Annotated in this window: 27 protein-coding genes; 3 read left to right on the top strand and 24 right to left on the bottom strand. The window is 65.5% G+C overall.

Translation table 11 applies throughout. The features are described 5' to 3' along the window. Positions 1 to 238: 238 nt before the first annotated feature. Together Q8S60_RS00435 and Q8S60_RS00430 are read left to right on the top strand one after the other, a co-directional pair. A complete protein-coding gene (locus tag Q8S60_RS00435; RefSeq protein WP_293214149.1) occupies positions 239 to 445 on the top strand; it encodes a cold-shock protein in 207 nt (68 codons plus the stop codon). 134 nt (positions 446 to 579) lie between these two features. Then, positions 580 to 1,956, top strand: a complete 1,377-nt coding sequence (locus Q8S60_RS00430) for a YihY/virulence factor BrkB family protein (RefSeq protein WP_305277201.1) — start codon at positions 580 to 582, stop codon at positions 1,954 to 1,956. 607 nt (positions 1,957 to 2,563) lie between these two features. Here Q8S60_RS00430 and Q8S60_RS00425 read toward each other — a convergent pair. The 19 genes from Q8S60_RS00425 to Q8S60_RS00335 all read right to left on the bottom strand — a co-directional run bounded on the left by Q8S60_RS00425 (position 2,564) and on the right by Q8S60_RS00335 (position 18,220). Continuing rightward, on the bottom strand, positions 2,564 to 3,052 hold the full coding sequence (locus tag Q8S60_RS00425; protein WP_305277198.1) for an RT0821/Lpp0805 family surface protein: 489 nt from the start codon (positions 3,050 to 3,052) through the stop codon (positions 2,564 to 2,566). A 94-nt stretch (positions 3,053 to 3,146) separates the two neighbouring features. Next, positions 3,147 to 4,526, bottom strand: a complete 1,380-nt coding sequence (locus Q8S60_RS00420; RefSeq protein WP_305277196.1) for an ATP-binding protein — start codon at positions 4,524 to 4,526, stop codon at positions 3,147 to 3,149. Continuing rightward, positions 4,516 to 5,187 (bottom strand): response regulator transcription factor, encoded by a 672-nt coding sequence (locus Q8S60_RS00415; protein ID WP_305277194.1) that lies wholly within the window; start codon positions 5,185 to 5,187, stop codon positions 4,516 to 4,518. Before Q8S60_RS00415 ends, Q8S60_RS00420 begins: the two co-directional genes overlap by 11 nt. Before the next feature lie 33 nt (positions 5,188 to 5,220). Then, positions 5,221 to 5,574, bottom strand: coding sequence for a PepSY domain-containing protein (locus tag Q8S60_RS00410; RefSeq protein ID WP_305277192.1), 354 nt, complete (start codon positions 5,572 to 5,574; stop codon positions 5,221 to 5,223). A gap of 74 nt (positions 5,575 to 5,648) precedes the next feature. Continuing rightward, positions 5,649 to 6,320: a nitroreductase gene (locus Q8S60_RS00405; protein WP_305277190.1), complete on the bottom strand. Its 672-nt coding sequence runs from the start codon at positions 6,318 to 6,320 to the stop codon at positions 5,649 to 5,651. Between the two features lie 30 nt (positions 6,321 to 6,350). Beyond that, positions 6,351 to 7,370 carry an acyl-CoA dehydrogenase family protein gene (locus Q8S60_RS00400; RefSeq protein ID WP_305277188.1) on the bottom strand — a complete coding sequence of 340 codons (1,020 nt, stop codon included), beginning with the start codon at positions 7,368 to 7,370 and terminating at the stop codon, positions 6,351 to 6,353. 10 nt (positions 7,371 to 7,380) lie between these two features. Beyond that, complete coding sequence (locus tag Q8S60_RS00395) at positions 7,381 to 8,532, bottom strand: acyl-CoA dehydrogenase family protein (RefSeq protein ID WP_305277186.1); 1,152 nt, start codon at positions 8,530 to 8,532, stop codon at positions 7,381 to 7,383. A gap of 24 nt (positions 8,533 to 8,556) precedes the next feature. Beyond that, positions 8,557 to 9,348, bottom strand: coding sequence for an SDR family NAD(P)-dependent oxidoreductase (locus Q8S60_RS00390; RefSeq protein ID WP_305277183.1), 792 nt, complete (start codon positions 9,346 to 9,348; stop codon positions 8,557 to 8,559). A gap of 125 nt (positions 9,349 to 9,473) precedes the next feature. Continuing rightward, a complete protein-coding gene (locus Q8S60_RS00385; RefSeq protein WP_305277181.1) occupies positions 9,474 to 9,665 on the bottom strand; it encodes a hypothetical protein in 192 nt (63 codons plus the stop codon). Between the two features lie 204 nt (positions 9,666 to 9,869). Beyond that, entirely contained in the window at positions 9,870 to 10,049 is a 180-nt protein-coding gene (locus tag Q8S60_RS00380) for a hypothetical protein (protein WP_305277179.1), read from the bottom strand. Between the two features lie 39 nt (positions 10,050 to 10,088). Beyond that, positions 10,089 to 10,448 carry a hypothetical protein gene (locus tag Q8S60_RS00375; protein ID WP_305277177.1) on the bottom strand — a complete coding sequence of 120 codons (360 nt, stop codon included), beginning with the start codon at positions 10,446 to 10,448 and terminating at the stop codon, positions 10,089 to 10,091. A gap of 106 nt (positions 10,449 to 10,554) precedes the next feature. Beyond that, positions 10,555 to 11,271, bottom strand: a complete 717-nt coding sequence (locus Q8S60_RS00370; RefSeq protein ID WP_305277175.1) for a DUF2793 domain-containing protein — start codon at positions 11,269 to 11,271, stop codon at positions 10,555 to 10,557. Next, positions 11,264 to 15,124 carry a glycoside hydrolase/phage tail family protein gene (locus tag Q8S60_RS00365; protein ID WP_305277173.1) on the bottom strand — a complete coding sequence of 1,287 codons (3,861 nt, stop codon included), beginning with the start codon at positions 15,122 to 15,124 and terminating at the stop codon, positions 11,264 to 11,266. The genes Q8S60_RS00370 and Q8S60_RS00365 overlap by 8 nt, the downstream gene beginning before the upstream one ends. A gap of 3 nt (positions 15,125 to 15,127) precedes the next feature. After that, positions 15,128 to 15,571 (bottom strand): NlpC/P60 family protein, encoded by a 444-nt coding sequence (locus tag Q8S60_RS00360; protein ID WP_305277171.1) that lies wholly within the window; start codon positions 15,569 to 15,571, stop codon positions 15,128 to 15,130. Position 15,572: 1 nt separating this feature from the next. Then, positions 15,573 to 16,448: a DUF2163 domain-containing protein gene (locus Q8S60_RS00355; protein ID WP_305277169.1), complete on the bottom strand. Its 876-nt coding sequence runs from the start codon at positions 16,446 to 16,448 to the stop codon at positions 15,573 to 15,575. A 4-nt stretch (positions 16,449 to 16,452) separates the two neighbouring features. Further along, entirely contained in the window at positions 16,453 to 17,085 is a 633-nt protein-coding gene (locus Q8S60_RS00350; RefSeq protein ID WP_305277167.1) for a DUF2460 domain-containing protein, read from the bottom strand. Position 17,086: 1 nt separating this feature from the next. Next, positions 17,087 to 17,704 carry a phage tail tape measure protein gene (locus Q8S60_RS00345; protein WP_305277165.1) on the bottom strand — a complete coding sequence of 206 codons (618 nt, stop codon included), beginning with the start codon at positions 17,702 to 17,704 and terminating at the stop codon, positions 17,087 to 17,089. Positions 17,705 to 17,711: 7 nt separating this feature from the next. Continuing rightward, on the bottom strand, positions 17,712 to 17,906 hold the full coding sequence (locus Q8S60_RS00340; RefSeq protein ID WP_305277163.1) for a phage tail assembly chaperone: 195 nt from the start codon (positions 17,904 to 17,906) through the stop codon (positions 17,712 to 17,714). Further along, positions 17,903 to 18,220, bottom strand: a complete 318-nt coding sequence (locus Q8S60_RS00335; RefSeq protein WP_305277161.1) for a gene transfer agent family protein — start codon at positions 18,218 to 18,220, stop codon at positions 17,903 to 17,905. Before Q8S60_RS00335 ends, Q8S60_RS00340 begins: the two co-directional genes overlap by 4 nt. 111 nt (positions 18,221 to 18,331) lie before the next feature. Here Q8S60_RS00335 and Q8S60_RS00330 point away from each other — a divergent pair, with 111 nt between their 5' ends. After that, positions 18,332 to 19,243 (top strand): hypothetical protein, encoded by a 912-nt coding sequence (locus Q8S60_RS00330; protein ID WP_305277160.1) that lies wholly within the window; start codon positions 18,332 to 18,334, stop codon positions 19,241 to 19,243. Between the two features lie 29 nt (positions 19,244 to 19,272). Here Q8S60_RS00330 and Q8S60_RS00325 read toward each other — a convergent pair whose 3' ends face one another. From Q8S60_RS00325 to Q8S60_RS00305, 5 genes are all read right to left on the bottom strand, one after another. Further along, entirely contained in the window at positions 19,273 to 19,686 is a 414-nt protein-coding gene (locus Q8S60_RS00325; RefSeq protein WP_305277158.1) for a phage major tail protein, TP901-1 family, read from the bottom strand. Between the two features lie 212 nt (positions 19,687 to 19,898). Then, complete coding sequence (locus tag Q8S60_RS00320; RefSeq protein ID WP_305277156.1) at positions 19,899 to 20,300, bottom strand: DUF3168 domain-containing protein; 402 nt, start codon at positions 20,298 to 20,300, stop codon at positions 19,899 to 19,901. Continuing rightward, positions 20,297 to 20,614, bottom strand: coding sequence for a phage head closure protein (locus Q8S60_RS00315; RefSeq protein ID WP_305277154.1), 318 nt, complete (start codon positions 20,612 to 20,614; stop codon positions 20,297 to 20,299). Before Q8S60_RS00315 ends, Q8S60_RS00320 begins: the two co-directional genes overlap by 4 nt. Next, on the bottom strand, positions 20,611 to 21,174 hold the full coding sequence (locus tag Q8S60_RS00310) for a head-tail connector protein (RefSeq protein WP_305277152.1): 564 nt from the start codon (positions 21,172 to 21,174) through the stop codon (positions 20,611 to 20,613). Before Q8S60_RS00310 ends, Q8S60_RS00315 begins: the two co-directional genes overlap by 4 nt. Positions 21,175 to 21,229: 55 nt before the next feature. After that, positions 21,230 to 21,661: a hypothetical protein gene (locus tag Q8S60_RS00305; protein WP_305277150.1), complete on the bottom strand. Its 432-nt coding sequence runs from the start codon at positions 21,659 to 21,661 to the stop codon at positions 21,230 to 21,232. Between the last annotated feature and the right edge of the window lies 1 nt (position 21,662).

The raw sequence follows: 21,662 nt of genomic DNA, 5'->3' as shown, positions 1-21,662 counted from the left end.
CCGTCCCTCGAGCCACCCCGGCTTCGCCGCGAGTGGTTTCGTTCCAAGCCAAGCTAGTGCGCCATGCTTAAAAATTAGTTCCAGCGTCCGGAAAACCTCGGAAATCGACCCGGGAAAGCAGCCTCGGGGCCGCAGATTTTCGATAGGCCCCCGGAAAATTCAATGATAGCGTTTTTGCCCGGATACCGGCGTCAGCCGGTGTCCGTTCGTTATTCCTATACGAGGCATTCAAGACACTATGGCTAGCGGAGTCGTGAAGTGGTTTAACGCCACGAAGGGTTATGGGTTCATCGCGCCGGCGGACGGCGGCAAGGACGTCTTTGTCCATATTTCCGCCGTCGAGCGCGCAGGCCAAAAATCCCTGCAGGAAGGCCAGCAGATCCAGTACGAACTGGTTGAGGGGCGCAACGGTCGCTTCTCTGCCGAAAATCTGGTTCTTGGCTAACCGGTATCAAGCAGCAGCGCGGCCGAGCCCCCGCGTTAAAGTCGATCAAGGCCCTCCACCCCGGTGGAGGGCCTTTTGATCTCCGGGCTCAGCGTCGGCATCCCTACTGGCCGAACCCCCAAAGCGCCGCTAGCATGACCGCCATGTTCAATTCGGCCTCTCTTCTGGAGCGCGCTCACTCTTTGGTCTGGGATCGGCCGCTCCTCGATTTGCCGCGCTGGCATCGCGCCCTCCTTATTGCCGCTCGCATTGGCTGGGCGGTCGTGCGCGATCTTCTCAGCGGTGCGCTGAGCCTGCGGGCGATGAGCCTCGTCTACACGACGCTGCTAGCGATGGTGCCGGCGCTGGCGATTGCCTTCGCCATATTTCGTGCCTTCGGCCTCGACAGCTATATCGAAACCCTGTTGTCCGACTTCCTGTCGCCGCTTGGCGATCAGGGCGCGCAAATCACGCAGCAGATGATGGAGTTCGTGAACCGGGTAAACGCCAACATACTCGGCACGGTCGGCTTCGCATTTTTGCTCTACACCGTGGTTTCGCTCATCAACAAGGTGGAGGCCGCGTTCAACAGCATCTGGCGCGTCGAGGCGAGCCGCTCGCTCGCGCGGCAGTTCACCGAGATCGTCAGCATGAGCGTCCTCGGGCCGCTGCTGGTGCTGACCGTCTTCGGTATAATGGCGGGCGCCCTTTCGAACTCCGTAGTGGGCGGCCTCGCGGATCACTGGCTCGTGCACTATGTCATCGAGCAGTCGAGCCGGCTGGTCCCTTACGCAATCGTGATCGCCGCCTTCACCTTCATCTATCGCATGATCCCGAATACGCGGGTGCAGATGGACGCCGCGCTGGTGGGCGGGCTGGTCGCGGGAGTGACATGGGGTGCCGCAGGCTGGACCTTTGCGACATTCGTGGTGAAGTCCGCTCAATACGTCGCGATCTATTCCGCCTTCGCGAGCCTCGTCTTCTTCATGATCTGGCTCTATGCCGCATGGCTGATTCTGCTCGGCGGCTGCGCCATCGCCTTCTACTACCAGAACCGTTCCTATCTCTCGCCCTTTGCCGGGGTGAGCCTGCTGACGCTTCGTCAGCTCGACCGCATGGCGGTCCAGGCGCTCCTTCTCGTTCACGAGGCGTTCGAGCGGGGGCAGACGCCCTGGACCGAGGAGGCCCTCGCGCGCAGACTTCATGTGCCGATGGAAGCGATGGCGGAAATATCTGGCGCATTGTGCCAGTCGGGACTTCTGACATTCGCGACCGGCACGCCGAGCAGGTTCGTGCCGAGCCGCCCCGCCGACAAGACCTGCGTGGCGGATGCCCTCAACGCCGTTCGCGTGAAGCGGTACAGCCGAAGCGTCGCCGACGACACGCTGGCGCACGAGCCGCGCGTCGAGGCGCTGTTCGAAAGGATGGACGAACAGCAGGCGAAGCTCGTCGATTCCGTCACGATCGCGTCACTGATGGCAGCCGACGAGACAAAGCCTGATGTGGAACGGGCCGCGACGGCAGCACGTTAACGGATTGATTCGTCATTCGGGAAAATGCGAGCCCCGAAAACGGGGACGCCGGCGAGTGAATTGCCGCGCATACCGGAGAGCGGCGATTCAGAAAAGCCCGCAATCACGCGGTCCCGAGCCACTCGATGCAGTATGTGTTGAACCGTCGCATACATTTTCTTGACGTGGGCGCTTCGCGGATTCAGGCTGAAGATCCTTGGTTCAACATTTGAAAGGAGGTGATCCGATGTCTAACGGTTTGGTGACGCCGTTTGCCATCGCCAAAGTTTCGATCTCAAAAGAGGGTCGTGTGGCGAGGCAGTTTAGGTTGGACACTTCCAGAGACCTTTCTGCCTGAGCCCTTAACCTTTATCGTCGTGACGGCTTTTCCGGCGCGACGACTCTTTGAGCGGAATAGATGGACGCAAACGGGGCGGTCCCGCACATAAGATAAAGTGGACCGCGTCGCTGCCGTTTCGAACTGGCCGCCGCTTTCCGGATGGGAAGCGGCGGCCTTTTCACGTTCGACCCCTGAAGAGGTGGCCTCACCCTATGCTGCTCGGGGCACGAGTTGACACGAGGTGAGGCCGAACGGCTTCTCAGCCGTTCATCGTCGCAGATCGCGGCATCAGCCGCGGATCTGCCAGCTGCCGTCGGGCTGCCGGCATGCGGTGCCATAGGCACTTTCCGGACGGCCGCCGATGTAAACGGTCTGGGTGTATTCACGGCAATAGGCGCCGGAGCTCTGGTACGAACGGCCGGGTTCCACGTACCCGTAATTGCCGCTGTCCGGATTGCGCCACTGGGTCGTCTGACCGGTCTGGAAGGCGCCGTAGGACGCGTTCTGGAGATAGGCCTGGTCGGCGCGGTCGAGGCTGCGGCCAATATTGTTACCGACCAGCGCGCCGATCAGCACGCCGGCACCGGTGGCCCAGAGACGGCCGGAGCCGCCGCCGATCTGCGAGCCGGCGAGACCGCCGGCGACGGCGCCAGCGAGCGTGCCGATGCCCTGCTTCGGGCCGGTGCCGCCATACCCGCCGCCATAGGGGCTGCCGGTCTGACAGCCCGCCAGCGCGAGGGCGAGAACACCTACAAGGAGAGTGCTTTTGATCTTCATGACACGTACCCCAAATCCTGTTTGGTTGAACCGATGGTCATGAAGATAGGGAATGGCGGTTGAGCGGCCCCTGAATGGGCCATTCATCTGACGTTCAGCTTCGGGCGACGGAAGCGGGCAGATAGAGCTCCGCCTTCAGCCCTCCCATTTCCGAACTCTCAAGCTTCAACTCGCCACCGTAAAGTTCGGCGATTTCAGTGACGATCGAAAGACCGAGACCGGAGCCTGGCTTCGTTTCGTCGAGCCGGGTCCCGCGCTTGAGCACCGTCTCGCGCGCGTCTTCCGGCAGGCCCGGTCCGTCATCCTCCACCCTGAGCAACAGGAAGGGCCGTCCCTTTCGCGTCGCGCCGTCGACGATCACAGTCATCCGGACGCGGGCGGCGGCCCATTTGCAGGCATTGTCCAGCAGGTTGCCAGCGACTTCCTCGAGATCCTGCGCTTCGCCTCGAAAGCCGGCCTTTTCAGGGCAGTCGATTTCGATCGAGATGCCGCGTTCGGCGTAGATGCGGTCGAGCGCACGGACGATCCGCGCCAGCACCGGCGCCACGGGCGTATGAGCGCCGAGCACATTCGCCGAGGCTGCCATACGCGCGCGTGCGAGGTGGTGGTCGATCTGCTCTCGCATCTGCAACGTCATCCGGGCGACGCTTTCGCCGAACGGATCCTTGTGCGAGCGGGCTTCGTTCGTGAGAACGCTGAGCGGCGTCTTCAGCGCGTGGGCGAGATTGCCGACATGGGTGCGGGCTCTCTCCAGCACCTCGCGATTGCTTTCAAGCAGGCCGTTCAGCTCCTCCGCCAGCGGTTCGATTTCGAGCGGGAAATCGCCTTCGAGCCTGGTTGCGCGGCCGGAGCGGATTTGCGCGAGCGAGTGGCGCACCCGTTCGAGGGGACGCAGTCCGAACCTGACCTGGATGAGAAGCGCGACGAGAAGCCCGGCGCCCATCGCCGCCATCGCCGCGAAGAGCCATGTGTTGAAGCCCTGGATTTCGACGTTCATCTCGGTGCGGTCGCCCGCCACCGCGAAGGAAACCGGCACGTCGTAGCCCGGCAGCGTTACTCGCCGCTCGACCACGCGAAGCGGCTGGTTCTCCGGACCCAGCGTGTCGAAGACCTTGAGGCCGACATCGTTGCGTTCCGTTGCCTCGCCCGGCGTCAGGTCCAGCGACTGGTCGAAGAGCGAGCGGGAACGCAAGGCGGGCCGTGCTGCAACCGGCCAGATTTGCCAGTACCAGCCGGAATAGGCGAGGTCGAACCGCGTTTCGGAAAGCCCCCGCGATCGTTCGATCTCTCCATCCGCGTCCACTTCCGTCGTCGCGATGAGGCTGTGCAGCAACACATTCAGGCGCGCGTCGAAACTGCGTTCCACAGAGGTGCGGAAGATCGTCGACAGAACGAGGCCGCCGGCCAGAAGCGCGATGGCGCTCCAGAGCGCCGCGCCCGCAACCAGCCGGAATGCGAGACTGTCAGACCGCATCTTCGGGCGCCGCCAGCCGGTAGCCGAGACCGCGCACGGTTTCGATCACATCCTTGCCGAGCTTGCGGCGGAGGCGGCCGACAAAGACTTCGATGGTATTCGAATCGCGATCGAAATCCTGGTCGTAGAGGTGTTCGACAAGCTCGGTGCGCGAGATCACCCGGCCCTGATGGTGCATCAGGTAGGACAGCAGCCGGTATTCGAGCGAGGTCAGCTTGATTGCGCGGCCGTTCACCGTCACGCGCGAGCTGCGGGTATCGACGCGGACGGGGCCGCATTCCAGTTCGCTTGAGGCATGCCCCGTGGAGCGGCGCAGCAGCGCGCGGAGGCGGGCAAGGACCTCCTCCATGAAGAAGGGTTTGGCGACATAGTCGTCCGCGCCGGCGTCGAAGCCGGCGACCTTGTCGCTCCAGCGGTCGCGCGCCGTCAGGATCAGCACCGGCATCAGCCGGCCGTCGCGGCGCCACTTTTCCAAGACCGTCACGCCGTCCATCTCGGGCAGGCCCAGATCGAGCACCACGGCGTCGTAAGGTTCGGTATCGCCGAGATAATGGCCTTCCTCGCCGTCCTTTGCGCTGTCCACCACATAGCCGGCCTCCTCAAGCGCGCTGACAAGCTGCCTGTTGAGGTCGGGATCGTCTTCGACAACCAAGAGCCGCATACCCCTCTCCGTCCCTTTGCCTGTTGCCGCCCGCTATCTTGCGCCCGTGACGCGGCCGGATGCCGCATCCACGGTCACGACAACCACCCGGCTGTCCGGCGTCATGATCTTCACGTAATAGGCGTTGCCACCGAAACTCATATCGAGGAATCGGCCGGGATAGCGCGACAGCGCCGCCTGTTTGGCCTGGCCCGGCGAGATCACCTGACCGGAGCGCACGGCGTCACGCGCGTTGTCCTGCTCGGAACGGTGCCACTGCGCCTCCTGCACAAGCTCCGCCGCCGCCGGTTCGGGCACGATGGTGCCGGCATGCGCCTGCCCCTGCCCCGTGAACAGGAGGGCGGCGGCGACGATCGTCAGGGCGATCCATGTAGGTTTCTGCGTCATGGCTTCGTTCCTAAGTCATCGACGCTGAACCCGGGATGAACGGCGTTTGCATGTATCCGTCAGGAACGGGCCCCTCAGAAGCCGCTGAATGTCGCAAACTCCTCCAGCGGCGCACGGTCCGTCCGCAAATGATTAATGGGCGCACTCTCATCCATATAACCCAGTCCCAATCCACAGAAGAGCATAAGCTCATCCGGGATGCCGACAAACTCCGAGACGGTCTTGTGCCAGATCGCCCAGGCCTCCTGCGGGCAGGTATGGAGCCCGTGTTCCCGGGCCGCCAGCATCAGGGACTGGATGAACATGCCGAGGTCGGACCATTGGCCGAGGCCCATCTGACGGTCGATGGCGAAGAACATGCCCACCGGTGCATCGAAAAAGCGGAAATTGCGGGCGAATTGCTGCAGCCGCCCCGCCTTGTCCTCGCGCGCGACGTCGATCGTCGCATACATGTCCTCGCCGCATTTGAAGCGGCGCGCCTTGTAGGGCTCCTTCAGCCCCTTCGGATAAATGTCGTACTCCGTCCCCTCGCCGAAGGTCGCCGTCTTCTGCTTTTCGGCAATGATGGCGAGGAACTCCTTCAGGCGCTCGCCCGCAACGACATAGACATGCCAGGGCTGGAGGTTACCGCCCGAAGGCGCGTATTTCGCATCTTCGAGAATCTGGCGCACCGTCGTCTCCGGCACCGGCTTGTCGAGAAAGGCGCGGCAGGTAATGCGGCTCTTCAGCGCTTCGGAAACTTTCATGTTCATCTCGTCCTGTGTCGGTTGCGAATTCTATCTGGCCGTCACATGCGGCCACAGCGCGTCGGCGCCGCGTGAGATCGTCTCACGCCCGAGCCGTTCGGCCCATTCCGCGCCCGCGCCGAATTCCGCGCGCCACGACCAGAGCCGCCGCGTCGCGAAATGAAGCCCGTGTTCATAGGTGAAGCCGATCGCACCATGCACCTGATGCGCGATCGACGTCGCGATGCTCGACGCATCGTCGACCCGGATTTTAGCAACCGCGATTTCGAAGGCGGCGTCGCTGACGCGTTTGTCCAGTTGCGCACAGGCATGATCCGCTGCAATGCCCGCCGCGGCGGCTTGCGTCGACAGCACGGCGAGCTGCTGCTGGATTGCCTGGAACTTGCCGATGGGCTTGCCGAATTGCGTGCGCTCATTGGCATAGGCGACGGATTGCGAGGAAAGATAACCGAGCGCGCCCGCCATCTGACAGGACCGGATGAGAGCGCCGTAGAGCATCAGCGCATCGCGTGGGAGGTCGGCGGGCTTCGTCGCCGCCGCGGCGCCTTTCAGCGTCACGCGGTCGCGCGGCTCGCGCGCGACGTTGATACCGGGCTCGATATCCGCCCCCGCCAGCGGCACCAGCGCCACCGATTCGCCGAATACCGCGACGCCATAAACCGCATCGCGCGCCCACGGCGCGCCGGCCGCTGTACCGGAAACCCTGCCGCCTTCCAGATTGAAGTCGCCGTCGAGCAGCGTGACGACACCTTCGGGGATGTCGATCCCGGCTTCGGCCAGCAGCCAGTTCGCAAGCACCGCTTCGGCAAGGGGCACCGGCGCAACATGCTCGCCCGCGGCCTTCAGCACGATGGCCGCGTCCGCCCACGTACCGCCGGCGCCGCCTTGCGCTTCCGGCACCAGCACGCGGGTGAGGCCGTTCGCTTCGATCTCGTCCCACAGCGCACCGGGCCACACGCCCTCCTCCGCACCTTGCACGAGATTTTTCGTCACGCGCTCCGAGAGAAGCCCGTTCACGCTGTCGGAGAGGATCGTCTGCAATTCATTCATCTTCGTCTCCTCACCGCAATCCGAGCCCGCGGGCGATGATGCCGCGCAGGATTTCGCGCGTGCCGCCGCGCAACGAGAAGGAAGGCACCGTCTGCGTCAGATAGCCGAGTACCTGCTCGTAGTCGCTCCCTTCGCCGATTGTCGGCGCGAGCCCCAGAAGCTCATGCGCGCGCACGGGCATGTCCTGTTCGAAGATGGCGCCGAGGTCCTTCACGACCGAGGCCTCGAGCGCCGGGTTCTCGCCCTTCTCCAGCATGCCGGCGACCGAGAGCGACATCTGTCGCAGCGTCACGAGATGCGCGACGAGGCGCCCGATCTCGCGCGCGCCCTTTTCGCCGCCCTGCTTCTCCAGTTCGCGGATCATCTCGACCATCAGGATGAAACTCGACAGATAGCGCTCCGGGCCGGAACGCTCGAAGGCGAGCTCCGCCGTCACCTGCCCCCAGCCGCCTCCTTCGGTGCCGACCATCATGTCGTCGGGAACGAATGCGTCCTGAAATACCACCTCGTTGAAATGCGCGTTGCCGGCGAGGTCCTTGATCGGGCGGATCGTGATGCCGTCGGTCGTCTTGAGGTCGACCAGAAACTGCGTCAGTCCCGCATGCTTGTTCTGCGGATCGAGATGGGTGCGGAAGAGACCGATCATGTAGTGGGCGGTGTGTGCGCCGGACGTCCAGAGCTTGGTGCCGTTCACCTTGTAGCCGCCGTCGACCTTGTCGGCTCGGGTCCGTGTCGCCGCGAGGTCGGAGCCCGAATCCGGTTCCGACATGCCGATGCAGAAATAGCATTCGCCTTTCGCCACGCGCGGCAGGATTTTCTGCCGCTGTTCCTCCGTGCCGAAACGCAGCAGCAGCGGCCCGGACTGCCGGTCGCCGATCCAGTGCGCACCGACAGGCGCGCCCGCTGCCAGCATTTCCTCCAGCATCACATAGCGATCGAAGAAGCTCCGCTCATGGCCGCCGTACTTCTTCGGCCAGGTCATCCCGATCCAGCCCTTCGCACCCATCTTTCGGCTGAATTCCGCGTCCGAGCCCGACCATGTCTGTGCTCGCGTCACCGGCGGCACGCGCGCGAGTTCCTCGGCGAGAAAGGCGCGTATCTCTTCGCGGAGCCCTTTCGTCTCACCGGGCAGTTCGCACAGATCGAACCGGAATGGCTGCATTCTCGTCTCCCGTTCTCTTTTACTTTATGTGACCAGCGCCGTGGAACCGCCATCGATCCGCATGTTGAGCGCGTGGATCGCGCTTGCAAGCGGGCTTGCGACGAAGACGACAAGATCGGCGATTTCCTCAGGCACCGGAATATGTCCAGTCAGGTTTCCCATGAAATTTTTCAGGACGTGCGGCTCGACTTCTTCCCATGTCGTGCCCCAGCCTCGCTCGCGGCCCTGGGCGAGAAAACGTTCTTCCACTTCCTTGGTGCGTATGAGGCCGGGCGACACCAGGTTGACGGTGATGCCCGTCCCGGCGAGTTCCTTCGCAAGCGAAACGGTCATCGTCGCGAGCGCACCCTTCGACGCATAGTAATGCGGCATGCGCGCGGCCGGCTCCGTCGAGCCTATGGTGCCGAGCATCACGATGCGGCCCCAGCCGCGTTGCTTCATCCCGCCCATCAGGCCGCGCGTCAGCCGCACGGCGGAGAGCACGTTCTTTTGATAGGCGTCGATCCAGTCGGCGGTTTCCGTTCTCGTCCACGAGCCAGCATCGGCCGTGCCGTAATTGTTGATGAGGATGTCGACCTCGCCGGCCGCGCTTACGACGTCTGCGGCGCCCGTGTCCGTCGTGATGTCGCCGGCAACGGCGCTGGCGGCGAAGCCTTTTGCGCGGATTTCGGCGGCAACCGCTTCCGCGGCGTCATGCTCGAAGCCATGCACGATGGTTTCCGCGCCTTCGCGCGCCAGCGCATGCGCGATGGCCCGTCCGGTACCCCGATGAGAACCGGAGACAAGCGCCCGCTTTCCGTTGAGCTTCAAATCCATCCCGCCGCTCCGCCACACGATTTTTCCGTGGCGGTTTTTCTAGCAGTATATGGCTCCGCTGTCCGGCGGAGAACGGTCGGCGAATGTTTTGGGGAAGAACAAGAGGGAAGGAAGGTAGGGAGAGGTCAGAATTCCGTTGCGGCAAGCGTCAGGGGCGCTGCGTCGCTGTTCAGATAGGTGGAGGCGCTGAACACGGTTGGATAGGTCTTGCCGGCATAGACGCCTGCGGAAAAGAGCATCGCGGCGGACGCAAGCATGCCCGTCGCGACCGCAAGGCGGCGGCGGGAGCGGCGGTTGTAGAAAATCTTCCTCGCCATATGCATCCCCTGCTTCGTTTCGGGCCTCGTCATGACCTCACGTCGACGTCATTTTCCGGGCCGGGGGTACGCTACGGGGGAATGGTAGGTGGCGGCTTACTAAGGTGGTTTTAACGAGACTGAATGTTTTTTATTTACAATCGAACAATAAACAGCTCGTTTCCCGGCCGCCTTTGCGGCGGCCGGGGCTCGTTTTTCGACGTATTACTGGCGTTTGGCATGCCCGACATTGAGCGCGATCACGTCGATCACCCGCGAGATCGTGCCGATGATATTGTCGTCTTTCTTGGTCGGCGTGGCCGCCGCCACCGCTGATGCGGCGCCGACAATGGCAAGTACCGCCTCGATCCATTCGCCGAGAATGCCGGAAAAGAGAAAATCCATATCAGTTCCTTTCACCTGTGATGCCCTCTCCACACCGGATCAGGGCGCATAAAAAAAATTGCCGCCAATCAGCGCATTCGGCGCTTTATGCCTTGCCCACCGGGGCAATTCCGTATGCGGATGGAAGCGGGTCGCTCCGCGTGTCGGATCGGGGGCCGCGCCTGCCCATGCGCGGCAGAGCGCCGCCAGCGCCAGCAGGAAATCCCTGTCGGCGAAGTCCGCACCGGCCGGGCCGCCATCGCGCTTTCGGGTCCTGGCCAGCCGGTTGAGCAGCGTCCAGGCGATGGCGAGGCGGCCTTCGTCGTCCTCTCCCTCAGCCAGTTTGCCGACTGCCGCCGCAAGCCGCGCCATTTCTGCGAGGTCCGGTGTCCATTCGAAAAGGTCGCTCGCCCGGCTCATCGCCGCCTGTCCCGCGTGTGTGCAGTTGTAGGTTTTTAATCCTATTATCAAAGAACAAACACAGAACATTGTCAAGAAACGAAGCGTCCGCGACGGAAACTTCGACTCAGGCAGCCGGTCCGGTCAGTTCGAGGCAATGAATGGCGAGTCGCAGCTCGCCGCCGGTAAAGGCGCCGCCCTCGGCGGTCACGACAAGCGGCGTCGCACCGTAATAGGCGCAGGGCGTACCGCTCACGCCAATCACCGTGCTGCCGGGTGCCGTGCCGATGTAATTGCCGTATCGCTGCGGGTCGGCGGCAACGCCCAGGTGCCACGAACTCGCGCCTGTCACCGCGTCGATGACGCGGCCCGTGACGCCGAGTACCACGGCGCGGTCGGGAATGACGAAGCCGGGTTCGGAAGTCGTCCCCGCCGCAAGTACATGGTCGCCTTCGACGATGGTCATGCGCGTCGTTGCGCCATGTGCGCTTGTCGGCCCGCCCGCACCGCCGACGGCGCTCCAGGCACCGCCCGAACAAATCAGCAGCTCTCCTGCAGCCTCGTCCCAGGCACGCCAGCCTGTACCGGGCACGAAAAAAATCCACGCCCCGTCAATAAAGCCGGCCACCTCGCCCGCATGCCCCGTCCATGCACCTGCGGGCTCCGCGGCCACGATATAGCGCACGCCCTCCTCCGGCGCGTCGGGCGGCGACGAAAGGCTCCGCGAGGCGACGGCAAGATGCACCAGCGCATCGAGCCGCCGCAGCGCCTCGTTCACGGTCACATGCTTCTGCGCCTGCGCCGCTTCGACATAAGGCAGGCCGAGATGAATGCTGTCAGACATCGAGACGGACGCTCCTTCCGGTGCCGCGCCCGTATGCGCGGCTCAATTGATAGATTGTGAGTTCGAGGCTCGGGAAATCCGCGCCGCCGAAATCGGCGGTCTGTTCGGCCACGCCGTAGCTTGCATGGGGTGCCGACGTGGCGAGCACGCGCTTCACCGCATCGCCGTCGCGGATCGCCACCTCATAGACTTCGATCTCCTCGGCGAGCGGCACGTCGAGCCCCGCCCAACCGTCGCCGCCCCACCGCGTGCGCCGCGTCCAGCGAATATCGATCGCTCCGTCGGCATCGCGTCGCGCGCGGACATGGACCGGGCTCAGCGGACGCAACCCGATGCCGTTGAAAATCCGTGTCGTACTCGCATAGGAAGGATCGTCGAAGGGCAACGGCGCGGGTCCGTACGCCCAGTCGCGCGCCAGACCGCGTTCAGCGTCTGCCAGACCGATTTCGCTGACGGCAGCGTCGAGAACGACGAAGCGCGCTCCGGCCTCGAGCGGCGCGCGCATCGCCGCCTCCGTGCCCGCCTGCCCGCGCAGCAGGCCGCGAAGCAGGAACGTGTCGTCGGCGACCAGCACCGCGTCTCGAAACTGCACGATCTCCCAGTCGCCTTCCGGCGTCTCCAGCGCGGCGGCATTCGCCCCCGCCAGCACCGCCATCGCGCCGGCACTTGCGAGACCGCCGCTCACGAGTTCGACGGTGAACGCGTTCGCCTCGTCCCAGCGTCCGGCCGGTCCCGGCATCAGCGGCGTCAGCGTCCGGCCGATGGTCGCGACCTTCCTCACCACCCGGTCGAGCGCGAAGCCCGCGCCCGCATTTTTGTAGATCGCGACGCCACCCGGCCACGGATCGGCGGCAACCGCCACGCGCGGCGCATGCGGCGTGTCTTCGCCCGTCAGCAGGGGCAAATCCAAGAAGACCGCGAGCGGCACGCCCCAGCTCGGCGTTTCCGCGCCCGCGGTCATGCGCTCCGGCATCGGCGCGCGGCCGAAGAGGCTCGCCTCATGCGCCACGCCCGCCGCCTCACGCGCGCCCGCGTCGGTCACCGTCGTCAGGCGGTAATGCGCCATGCGCTCCGGCAGTTCGAGCGTCACCACGTCGCCCGGATCGAGCGCCAGCAGGCTCGGCGGCAGCGCCAGCGTCGCGCGCTCCCGTTCGCTCCATGCCTTTTGCAACCAGAGATCGGCGATACCTTGGGCGCGGGCCTGCGTCAGCACCATCGGCAGTGCCGCCGTCGCCACGCGCTCGCTGCGCGCGCCGAGCCGCCTTGCCTCCACCGCCGCCTGCCGGTATTCGCCGCCGCCCTCGACATAGAGCAGCTTCGCCGAGACCGGCAGCTCCGTCTCCTGCCCGCGCGTCAGCCGGTAGCCGGGCGCCGCGCTCTCCTCCGCCACCGCGAGCTTGGCCGGCGTCAGCACCATCGCCGAGGTCTCGCCGAAATGGCGGAAGCGGACCACGCCGCCGCTCTCCGCCGCGTCGAAGAAGCAGGCGAGCATCAGCGGCTCCAGTGCCGCGCGCGGCGACATGATGCGGTCGATGACGAAACCATCGACGACGCCCGTGAGCGCGCCTGCATCGAAAGCCTCGAAGCCGACATCGCGCATGATCGCGGCCGCGAGCGCCGGCAGCGAAGCCGCGCCCATCCGCCCGTTGAGCCAGTGGCCGCATTGCCAGTTGTCCGCATCCGCCCAGATGTCGCGCCGTTCGGGAAAGGCGGGGAAGGGCCGCGCGTCCCAAGTCCAGAAGAAGACGCGCGACGGATCGACCATCCGCCCGCCATAAAGGCCGGAGACCGGGTTCGAGCCCTCCACATGGTCTTGATGCGACGGATCCCACCAGGACATCTGCGCCTCGATGAAGCGGCGCTGTATGAAATCGTCCCGCAGCCCGTCGGAGAAATGCGGCAGCCCGCTCTCCGACGATTTCGGATCGCTGAAGACATTCGGCTCGTTGGTGCCCTTGTCGACCGCCGGACAGCCGGTCTCCGTCAGCCATATGGGCTTCGATTGCGGCACCCATGCCGTCGGCGCCGCCTCTTCTATGCCGCCCGGCCGGTCGTAATGCGCGTTCGCCCACCACGACGCGATGTCCTTCGCGCGCCACACCCAGGGCTTTTCGTAAGCACCGTCGGTAATCGGCGTGCGGATCTGCGCCGCGCGGTCTTCATCATTCGCATAATACCAGTCGAAACCCTCCCCGCCCGCGATGCGGCTGCGGAGATAGTCGAGGTCGTAGATCGAACGCCAGCCTTCCGCCGCATCGAGATGCGCCTGGCCGTCGCGCCAATCGGTCAGCGGCGCATAATTGTCGATGCCGATGAAGTCGATGCCGGGGTCGGCCCAGAGCGGGTCGAGGTGAAAGATGAATTCGCCGCCGCCCGCATCGTGCCCGCGATATTCGCTCCAGTCGGCGGCATAGGAAATCTTCGTCCCGGGGCCGAGGATCGCGCGCACATCCGCCGCCAGGGTCTTCAGTGCCGCAACGGCCGGATAGTTTCCCGCTCCATCGCGGATCTGCGTCAGGCTGCGCATTTCCGAACCGATGAGGAAAGCATCGACGCCGCCCGCCGCCGCGCAAAGCCCTGCATAATGCAGCACCATGCGCCGGTATGACCACGCGCCGCCGTCGAAGAACGCCGCCACCTCCGCCGCCGCCGCGTCCGTCCCGTCGAGGTCGCGGTCGCAGGTGATGCGTCCGCGCCAGGGATAGGCGGGTTGCCCCGCCGCGCCGGTCCACGGATCGGTGAGCGTATTGTCCGCCGCCACGTCCATCATGACGAACGGATAGAAGACGACCTCGAGCCCCCGCGCGCGCAGGTTCTGCAGCGCGCGCGTGACGGATGCGTCGGACGGCGTGCCGCCATAGGCCGGATGTCCGTTCACCGTGCTGACGACGCCGGCGCCGCCGCGCGCGAGCCCGGCGACGTTCCAGCTTCCCGGCCAGCTTATCTTGTGGCCCGTCTCGACCTTCGGCCGCACGCTGCAATGGCCGCAGCGAAGATCGTCGCCGAACCACGACACGACGAGCGACACGCAGCGCGCATTCGGCAACGTCGCCTCGAGCTGATCCATCGCGACGAGAAAATCGGCGCGCCCGTCCGACGTATGCACATTGATCGCGCGGCTCGAGGTCTCGCTCAATATTTCGCGCGGACTTTGGGTGTCATAGACGAACTCGCCCGCGCCGGGGATGACCGTCACCGCGCGCACCAGTCCTTCCACGTCGTCGAGGTTGCGGAAAACCTCGAAGCTCAGTTGCGGGATGCGGTTGCCGAACGCCGTTACGTCCATCTCCTCGAACACGATATAGGCCGTACCGCGATAGGCCGGTGCCGCGCCTTCCACCGCCTCGATCAGCGGATCGCATTCCTGCATCTCGCCGCCCGGGTGGAGCCGCCATGCGACATTCGCCAGCGACAGCGGCTTGCCGTCCGCCCAGACGCGGCCGATGCGCGCCACCTCGCCTTCGCAGAGCGCGACCGCGAAGGAAACGCTGTAGCTGTATTCCGTCACGCTCGCGGAAGAGCCGCCGCCCTTGCCGCCGCCGGACGAGCGCGTGCTCGCGTGCTCGCGGTAATTCGTCGCCCAGATCACCTGCCCGGCCAGCCGCACGCGGCCATAGGCGCGCGCGATCGGCGCGCCTTCCGTCGACGACATCACGTGAAGGTCGTTGAGGCGCGGGCCTTCCGCCGATGCCGCGCTGCCGAAGAGTTGCGCGTCCACATAGGAGCCGGCCATCGTGCCGATCGCGCTGCCGATGGCGGCTCCCGAAATCGTCGCGCCGAAAAAGCTCAGGCCCGAAGGCAGCAGCGCGCTGCCGAGCGCGGAGCCGGCGCTCGATAGAACGATCGTCGCCATGCGTCAGCCCTCCAGGCCGGGGAAACGAAAAGCGCAGGCCGCCCGCGCGCGCCACCAGCGGCCGAGCGAGGTCTCGACGACGGCGCGCCCCGACCAGGCATGGATCATCCGGTCCTCGCCGCTCACGATCGCGACATGCTTCGCCGGCCCGTTCGCGCGCATGCGGAACAGCATGATGTCGCCCGCGCCGGCCTCGCCACAGGCAATCTCGCTCATGTGCCGCCGCGCCGCGTCGGCCATGGTCTCATCGCCCGCGCCGCCGGGCGTCTCCGCCCAGTCCGGCGTATAGGGCGGCGGCGTCTCCGGCTCCGCGCCCATCGTCTCCCGCCAGACGCCCCGCACGAGGCCGAGGCAGTCGGCGCCCGCTCCTTTCACGCTCGCCTGGTGGCGGTAGGGCGTGCCGACCCAGCCGCGCGCCGCCGCAACGATCTCATCTCTTGTCGTCATCTCAGCCGCGCCTTCCGCCGTCGGTCGTGCCGCTCGCGCCCGCCAGCACGTAGTCGTTGCCGGGCATATGCGGGAAGCCGCGAAAATTCCCGCCATTGTCGAATTTTGCGCGGCAGGTGCCGAACTGCTTGTCGCATCCGGCCGTCACGGTGAAGCTGTCGCCCGCCGCCACGTCCCGCGCCATCGCCCGCCAGAGTTCGATCCGGACGCCGCCCGTGCCGGCGCGATGCGCCTTCACTTCCATCGAGGCGCCCGCGTTCGCGCCGCTCGTGAAAGTCAGCCTTCCGCGCGTGAAATGTCCGTCCTCGTGGCCGTCCAGCCCGTCCGGGACGATCTCCCGGTTGCCGCTCGCGCTCGCCACCGCGCCCGTTGCCTCCCAGGCGGCGATGTCGAGGCCGCAGCGCGCATCGCAGAAATCCGCATCGCAGCCATACTGGAAGAGCCGTCCCGTGGGCTGGTTCAACCGGTGCGCAAGGCCGCGCAGCTCCGCCGAGAAGCTTGCGCCGGAGCGCGTCACCTCGCCGAGATTGCCCTTCCGCATCGGCACGCGCTGTTCCGCGTCCTGCCAGTTCACGCGCCAGATTTCGATCTCCGCGTCGTCATAGAGCCCCGCCGCGAGATCGCCCTCGTCGATCCGCGCGGAGCTCAGCGCGCCCGCGATATCGAGATTGTCCACATTGAGCCCGCCCGAGCTTTCCAGCGCCGACGCGGTGAAGCCGCCCGCCGCTTCATACGTCGTGCCGTCGAATTCGAGATCGCCGTCGTGATCGGTAAAGCCGAGCACCGTGCCGTCCGCGCGCGTCAGCTTCCAGCACCAGGCAAGCGTCGTCGCACCGCTCGCGAGATGTTCCGCGAGGGCCGGAGGAAGCGTTTTCATTTAGCTAGACCCTGATTTCGACGATCGGAATATTGGGAACGCTGCCTGCCTCGAAGGCGGCGAGATTGATGTCGAGAAAATCCGTGTCGAAGCGGACCGGCACGTCGAACTCGAAGCCCGCCGTCACGCTCACGCCCTCGCCCGGCGCCACCGCGAAACTCACGATGCCCGTCGAAAGATCGACTCCGAAATCCGCTCCCTCTTCCATCGCCGCGCCGCCAACGGCAACGCGCAGGCTTCCCGCAACGGGCTTCTCTATAACGCGCGTATAGCTCGCCTCGCCCGAGGCATAGGTCTTCACGAGCTGAAACGCCGTCCGCTCTCCGTCGCCCGTGCCGAGCATCTGGTCCGCAGCGCTCACAGCGGCGCCGGGCGCGCAGCTCCTGCAATCGGCGCGGTCGCGCCAGCGAAAGCCATGCAGCCGTCCGTGCCGCGCCTCGAAGAAGGCGACCAGCGCATGGATGTCGTCGAGCGCGCGAATGCCGTAGCCCGCATTGTAGCGCCGCCGCGACGCCGCCCAGGGCGAGTTGCGTTCCTCATGTCCGGAACCCAGCGTAACGATCTCCGTCCGCCGCTCCGGCCCGCCCGACGCACCCAGCGCAATCTCCAGCGGAAAGCGAATTTCGTGAAAGGCCATTTCAAAGATTCCTTGCGCCGCGCCCCGCCACACGCGCGAGCATCGCGGCGATCTGCGATTCCGAGCGGCGGAAACTCTCGGCGTCCGCCGCCGTCACATTGAAAGTAATCTGCATCGGCGCCGCGCCGCCTTCCGCTGCCACGCCGAGCCGCCCATCCGCGCCGCGCCGCAGCGGCAATATCGCCTCCGCGCCCGCTTCGCCCGCGAGCCCCGTGCCCCCACGCAGCGGAAAGAGCATCGGGCTCGACACCACGCCACCCTTGGCGAACGGCATCACACGCCCGTCGGAGAAAGCATTGCCCTTCGCGCTGGCGAACAGGTTCCCCATCGCGCCGGAAATCGCGCTCCCCATCGCATTGCCCGCGCTTTCAAGCGCCATGCGCGACAGATCGAGCGCCAGCTTCCGCAACACGTCCGAAAGCGACCGCCCCTTCAGCGCAATGCCGTCGAAGGCGCCGGCCACCGCGCTGCCGAAGTCGCGCCCGCCCGCGCCCGCGCGCCGGAAATCGTCGGTCACCGCCTTCATCGTCCGCTGCGTCTCCAGCCCAAAAGCGCGCGTCGCCTCCGCGGCCGCTTCCATGGCAAGCGTGAGGGCTTCGGGATCGTTGTCTTCGGTCATGGGATCCTCAATCGGGAAATCTCGTCATCAGCGCGCCAAGCTCGCCGCGCTTCATCGTGCCGTCCGTCCGGTCCGGCCTCACCGCCCGCGCGGCCGCTGCCAGCTCCGGCAGCGTCATGCGCCAGAAAATTTCCGGTGCAAGCCGCAGCGTGCCGAGGCCGAGTGTCATGGCCTCTTCCCAGGGGAAGCGCGCCTCGCTCACGCCGCGCTTCCGCCGAACGTCGCCGACAGCAGGTCCGCGACGATGGCGACGAAGCCGCCCGCGCCGTTCTCGGCCGTCATGCGCGCGACATCCGCATCGCTCCGCTCATAACCCGCGCCGCGCAGTCCCGCGCCGATAATGCGAATGGCATCGCTCGCCGAAATGCGTCCGGTCTCGAAACGGCTCGCCAGCGCCAGCATGTCCTCGCCGCCGAACGCCTGTTCCAGCTCCGCCAGCGCACCGAGCGTCAGCACCAGCGTCATCCGCTCGCCGTCGAGCACCGCTTCGATTTCGCCTCTGTGACGGTTCGCCATATGACTCCTCGATTTCGTCGGCGACATGCCGCTGGATTTCCGCGGCGCAAGACAGCTATTGTTGAAGCGGGGCAACTTGCAGAACTGTACGTTCGCGAAAATGGGGGACTTATGCGGAACCTTCTCAAGCTATCGTTCGGAATCCTGCTCGCCGGTCTCGCCGCTTGCGCACCGAATCTCGAGTCGCTTCCTACCGCCTCGCTCAAACTCTACAAACCGGATATGTCGGACCCTGCCGCGGCGGCGACGATCCGCGGTACCTTCGAAGAAAGTACAGGCCTGCTCGGAACCCCCGCGAGAGCAACCGGAGTCTTCGCCATTGACGGAAATACGGCCTTCGAGACAAGAGAACTCGCTGCCCCCCTGCCGCTGACGCCAGGACTCCACTCGCTCACGATCGGCTATCTCACAGGTGGCATCGGCGACGCCGTACCCGTGAAGCTCGTCGCCGAACCGGGTGCCCGGTACGTGGTGAAGCGGGAGCGCGGCACCGACATGATGGACGGACTGCGTTACGATCGCATCAGGACATACGTCTACATCGAAGACGAGAAAACCGGCGAGATCGTCGTACCCAAAACACCGGACGTCCTGCGTTCTATCGAAGGCCGGTACGCACCTCCCACCGGGCCAGACCTCGCCACCATGCGTGGTACAGGGGACGACGGACTTCTCGACAGCTTCTACGCCCTCCTGATTGCAGTAGACGGTGAGATCGTCAGAGCAAAAAAGGAAGCAACCCTGATGACGGTCGAAAGTTACGAACCCGCTACACCCATCGCCCTGACTCCCGGTTTGCACGCACTGGCTATTGCCGTTCGCGGTGGCACGGGAACCTCATATCTGCCGATCCTTTTCGATGCGAAGCCCAATGTTTCCTATGTCATCAAGTATGAACGTGGGCTGAAACGGCACGGCAGCGTGCGCATCTTCACCGCTACGGTCTGGATCGAGAATGAATCCGACGGCTCGATAGCACTGCCGAAAACAGATATTCCCACCGCCTACTATCCGGTTCTCTAACGACCTCTGGCGACTGAACGTGTTGCGCCTCAGACCGCCGCGAACGCAATCTCGCCCGCGCTTTCGAGCGCCAGGTCGAAACTCACTTCGCCGTCATGCTCGCCGGAGAATTCCAGCGCCGTGATCTGGAATGGGCCCTGCACCGTGCCGAAATCGGGGATCACGACCTGCCAGTTGCGGATCGCGCCGTCGAAGAATATCTGCCGCACCGCGGCGTCCGACGCCGCATCTTTGAAGATGCCGCGTCCGGTGATCCCCGCCGAGCGCACGCCCGCGCCTTCCAGCAGCTCGCGCCAGCGCCCGGCGGATTCCGCATGTGTCACATCGACCGCGCGCGCGTTGAAGGCGAGCGCCCGCGTGCGCAACCCTGCCACGGTGGTGAAGCTCCCCTCTCCGGCCGCGTCGAGCTTGATGAGAAGGTCCTTGCCTTTCTGGGCCGTCATGATTCTTTTTCCTGACTGTCGGTCTTGAGTGTTGACGAGATCAAAAACCCAGTGTCATCCCGGCGAAAGCCGGGACCCATTGGTTCCCTCAGCAGATGTCGAGGAGCACGGGGCTCAATGGCCGTGAACGCCAAAACCATTCGACGGCTGAACAATCTGATTTGCGAGTGGGTCCCGGCTTTCGCCGGGATGACACTTCTATATCTGGCGATTTACAGCGCATCGGAAATCTCCTCCGTCACCGCGCGAAAGCGGATCGTGCCGCGCCATGTTTCGCCGTCGCGCTCGCGCCGCGTCATCGCATCGAGAAAACGCAGGTTGACGAGAGCATGTCCCTCGAGCGTCAGCGCCGCGTCATGCAGCGCCGCATTCACCGCGCCGATGATCGCCTTCGCCTCCGCCCGCCCGCCGCCGCGCGAAAACACATGCAATGAGAGCCGGTGCTCGGTGCCGCCGGGCCAGTCGCGCGTATCGTTGTCGCCGAGCGTCAGGTAAGGCAGGTCCACGTCGCCCGGCACATTGTCGTGGATGCGTCCGCCCACCAGCGCCGCCAGGGCCTCGTCCGCCGCCAGCCGCGCGTATATCGCCTTCTGCAGCGCAAGGTCCGCGTTCATGGCCGCACCTCCTCGCAATCGAGCACGAGAAAACGCTTCCGCCCGTCCAGGTCCCGCACATTGCGAATGTCGAGCGCGCGGCCTTGCCAGACGGCGCGCATTTCCGCCGTCACGCCCGGGTGATGCCGGATGGTCACGCGGACCCGCGCCCGCGCTTCCAGCCGCTCCGCCATGGGCGTTTCGCCGCCGCCCAGCATTTCGACCTTCGCCCAGACGCTCGCGCCTTCATTCCACGTGACCGCCGCGCCGCCCGCGCCGTCGGCCGTGCGGACCGGAGATTGCAGCGTCACGCGCTCGCTCATGGCGCCGATCACAGATGCAGTCTCCGGTAACGCGCGACGAGCGCGGAAACTGTCAACGGCAGTTCCACGCCATTGCCAAGCGGCTCGCGGTTCTCGAACCAGTGCGCCGCGAGCAGCAGCACCGCCTGTTTCAGCGGCGCGGGCACGGCGGAAGGCGCGCCATAGCCCGCCGTGAAGTCGACCGCGATGCCTGCCAGCCGCGTTGCCGGCATCGGCCAGGCCTGTCCGCGTTTGGCCGCGACGCGCGGCGGTTCGCCCTTGGCGTCCACCTCGTAAAAGGCCGGGTCGAGCGGCACCATCGCTCCGCTCATCGTCGCCACCGTCACCGCCGTCACGCTCTGCACGGGTGCGAGCGGCAGCCGGATCGGTTTCGCCGGCCAGTCGTCGAGCAGGAGCCGCCAGGATTGCGTGACGAAGGCACGGCGCGTTTCCGCTTCGAGCGCGGTCCGCGCCGCGGTGACGAGCGCGCCGAGCAGCGCGTCTTCGCCGCCCGCGTCGAGGCGCAGATGCGCCCGCGCCTCCGCCAGCGTCACCGGCTCCTCCGCCGGCCCCGTAATGAGCATGAGCGTCATGAAAATCCTGCCAATAAAATCCACCCTCCCCGAAGGGAGGGTGGGAGGAGAAGTATCAGTTCACCGGCTTCAGGTTCGCGTTGCCGAGCAGGGCGAGCGCCGCGACGGGCGTGCCTTCCTCGTGCTCGCCCGTGAGGATGACGGCGACCCGTGTGTAGCGGGCGGGGCCGACATAGCCGATGCGGTAGTCGCGCTGGTCGTGCGCCACGTCGTCCACCGTGGCGAAGACACCGTCCTCGTCCACCGGGCCGCCCAGCACCTCGCGCGGCTCCGTCACCGCCGCCCAGGTGGAGCCGTCCTCGGAGTCCTCGATCGCGCAGGCGATCGCGGCCTCCTCCGACAGTTCGTCGCCCGCCGTGCCGATGCAGACGATGTGCTCCACTGCCTCGAAGCCCTTGCGGTCCACCGGCGCGCCGTAGCGCGTGGCGGTGGTCTGCGCGGGGTCGAGCGTCTGCACCACCTTCAGTCCGTGATGAATATCGCGCATC

The organism is Parvibaculum sp., from assembly GCF_030694575.1.
Taxonomy (GTDB): Bacteria; Pseudomonadota; Alphaproteobacteria; order Parvibaculales; family Parvibaculaceae; genus Parvibaculum.
This window is presented reverse-complemented; position numbering and strand designations above follow the sequence as displayed.

Excerpts from the sequence above, each read along its gene's own strand:
- Q8S60_RS00435 (WP_293214149.1), top strand. The coding sequence starts at position 239 with ATGGCTAGCGGAGTCGTGAAGTGGTTTAACGCCACGAAGGGTTATGGG.
- Q8S60_RS00430 (WP_305277201.1), top strand. The coding sequence starts at position 580 with ATGACCGCCATGTTCAATTCGGCCTCTCTTCTGGAGCGCGCTCACTCT.
- Q8S60_RS00425 (WP_305277198.1), bottom strand. The coding sequence starts at position 3,052 with ATGAAGATCAAAAGCACTCTCCTTGTAGGTGTTCTCGCCCTCGCGCTG.
- Q8S60_RS00420 (WP_305277196.1), bottom strand. The coding sequence starts at position 4,526 with ATGCGGTCTGACAGTCTCGCATTCCGGCTGGTTGCGGGCGCGGCGCTC.
- Q8S60_RS00415 (WP_305277194.1), bottom strand. The coding sequence starts at position 5,187 with ATGCGGCTCTTGGTTGTCGAAGACGATCCCGACCTCAACAGGCAGCTT.
- Q8S60_RS00410 (WP_305277192.1), bottom strand. The coding sequence starts at position 5,574 with ATGACGCAGAAACCTACATGGATCGCCCTGACGATCGTCGCCGCCGCC.
- Q8S60_RS00405 (WP_305277190.1), bottom strand. The coding sequence starts at position 6,320 with ATGAAAGTTTCCGAAGCGCTGAAGAGCCGCATTACCTGCCGCGCCTTT.
- Q8S60_RS00400 (WP_305277188.1), bottom strand. The coding sequence starts at position 7,370 with ATGAATGAATTGCAGACGATCCTCTCCGACAGCGTGAACGGGCTTCTC.
- Q8S60_RS00395 (WP_305277186.1), bottom strand. The coding sequence starts at position 8,532 with ATGCAGCCATTCCGGTTCGATCTGTGCGAACTGCCCGGTGAGACGAAA.
- Q8S60_RS00390 (WP_305277183.1), bottom strand. The coding sequence starts at position 9,348 with ATGGATTTGAAGCTCAACGGAAAGCGGGCGCTTGTCTCCGGTTCTCAT.
- Q8S60_RS00385 (WP_305277181.1), bottom strand. The coding sequence starts at position 9,665 with ATGGCGAGGAAGATTTTCTACAACCGCCGCTCCCGCCGCCGCCTTGCG.
- Q8S60_RS00380 (WP_305277179.1), bottom strand. The coding sequence starts at position 10,049 with ATGGATTTTCTCTTTTCCGGCATTCTCGGCGAATGGATCGAGGCGGTA.
- Q8S60_RS00375 (WP_305277177.1), bottom strand. The coding sequence starts at position 10,448 with ATGAGCCGGGCGAGCGACCTTTTCGAATGGACACCGGACCTCGCAGAA.
- Q8S60_RS00370 (WP_305277175.1), bottom strand. The coding sequence starts at position 11,271 with ATGTCTGACAGCATTCATCTCGGCCTGCCTTATGTCGAAGCGGCGCAG.
- Q8S60_RS00365 (WP_305277173.1), bottom strand. The coding sequence starts at position 15,124 with ATGGCGACGATCGTTCTATCGAGCGCCGGCTCCGCGCTCGGCAGCGCG.
- Q8S60_RS00360 (WP_305277171.1), bottom strand. The coding sequence starts at position 15,571 with ATGACGACAAGAGATGAGATCGTTGCGGCGGCGCGCGGCTGGGTCGGC.
- Q8S60_RS00355 (WP_305277169.1), bottom strand. The coding sequence starts at position 16,448 with ATGAAAACGCTTCCTCCGGCCCTCGCGGAACATCTCGCGAGCGGTGCG.
- Q8S60_RS00350 (WP_305277167.1), bottom strand. The coding sequence starts at position 17,085 with ATGGCCTTTCACGAAATTCGCTTTCCGCTGGAGATTGCGCTGGGTGCG.
- Q8S60_RS00345 (WP_305277165.1), bottom strand. The coding sequence starts at position 17,704 with ATGACCGAAGACAACGATCCCGAAGCCCTCACGCTTGCCATGGAAGCG.
- Q8S60_RS00335 (WP_305277161.1), bottom strand. The coding sequence starts at position 18,220 with ATGGCGAACCGTCACAGAGGCGAAATCGAAGCGGTGCTCGACGGCGAG.
- Q8S60_RS00330 (WP_305277160.1), top strand. The coding sequence starts at position 18,332 with ATGCGGAACCTTCTCAAGCTATCGTTCGGAATCCTGCTCGCCGGTCTC.
- Q8S60_RS00325 (WP_305277158.1), bottom strand. The coding sequence starts at position 19,686 with ATGACGGCCCAGAAAGGCAAGGACCTTCTCATCAAGCTCGACGCGGCC.
- Q8S60_RS00320 (WP_305277156.1), bottom strand. The coding sequence starts at position 20,300 with ATGAACGCGGACCTTGCGCTGCAGAAGGCGATATACGCGCGGCTGGCG.
- Q8S60_RS00310 (WP_305277152.1), bottom strand. The coding sequence starts at position 21,174 with ATGACGCTCATGCTCATTACGGGGCCGGCGGAGGAGCCGGTGACGCTG.
- Q8S60_RS00305 (WP_305277150.1), bottom strand. The coding sequence starts at position 21,661 with ATGCGCGATATTCATCACGGACTGAAGGTGGTGCAGACGCTCGACCCC.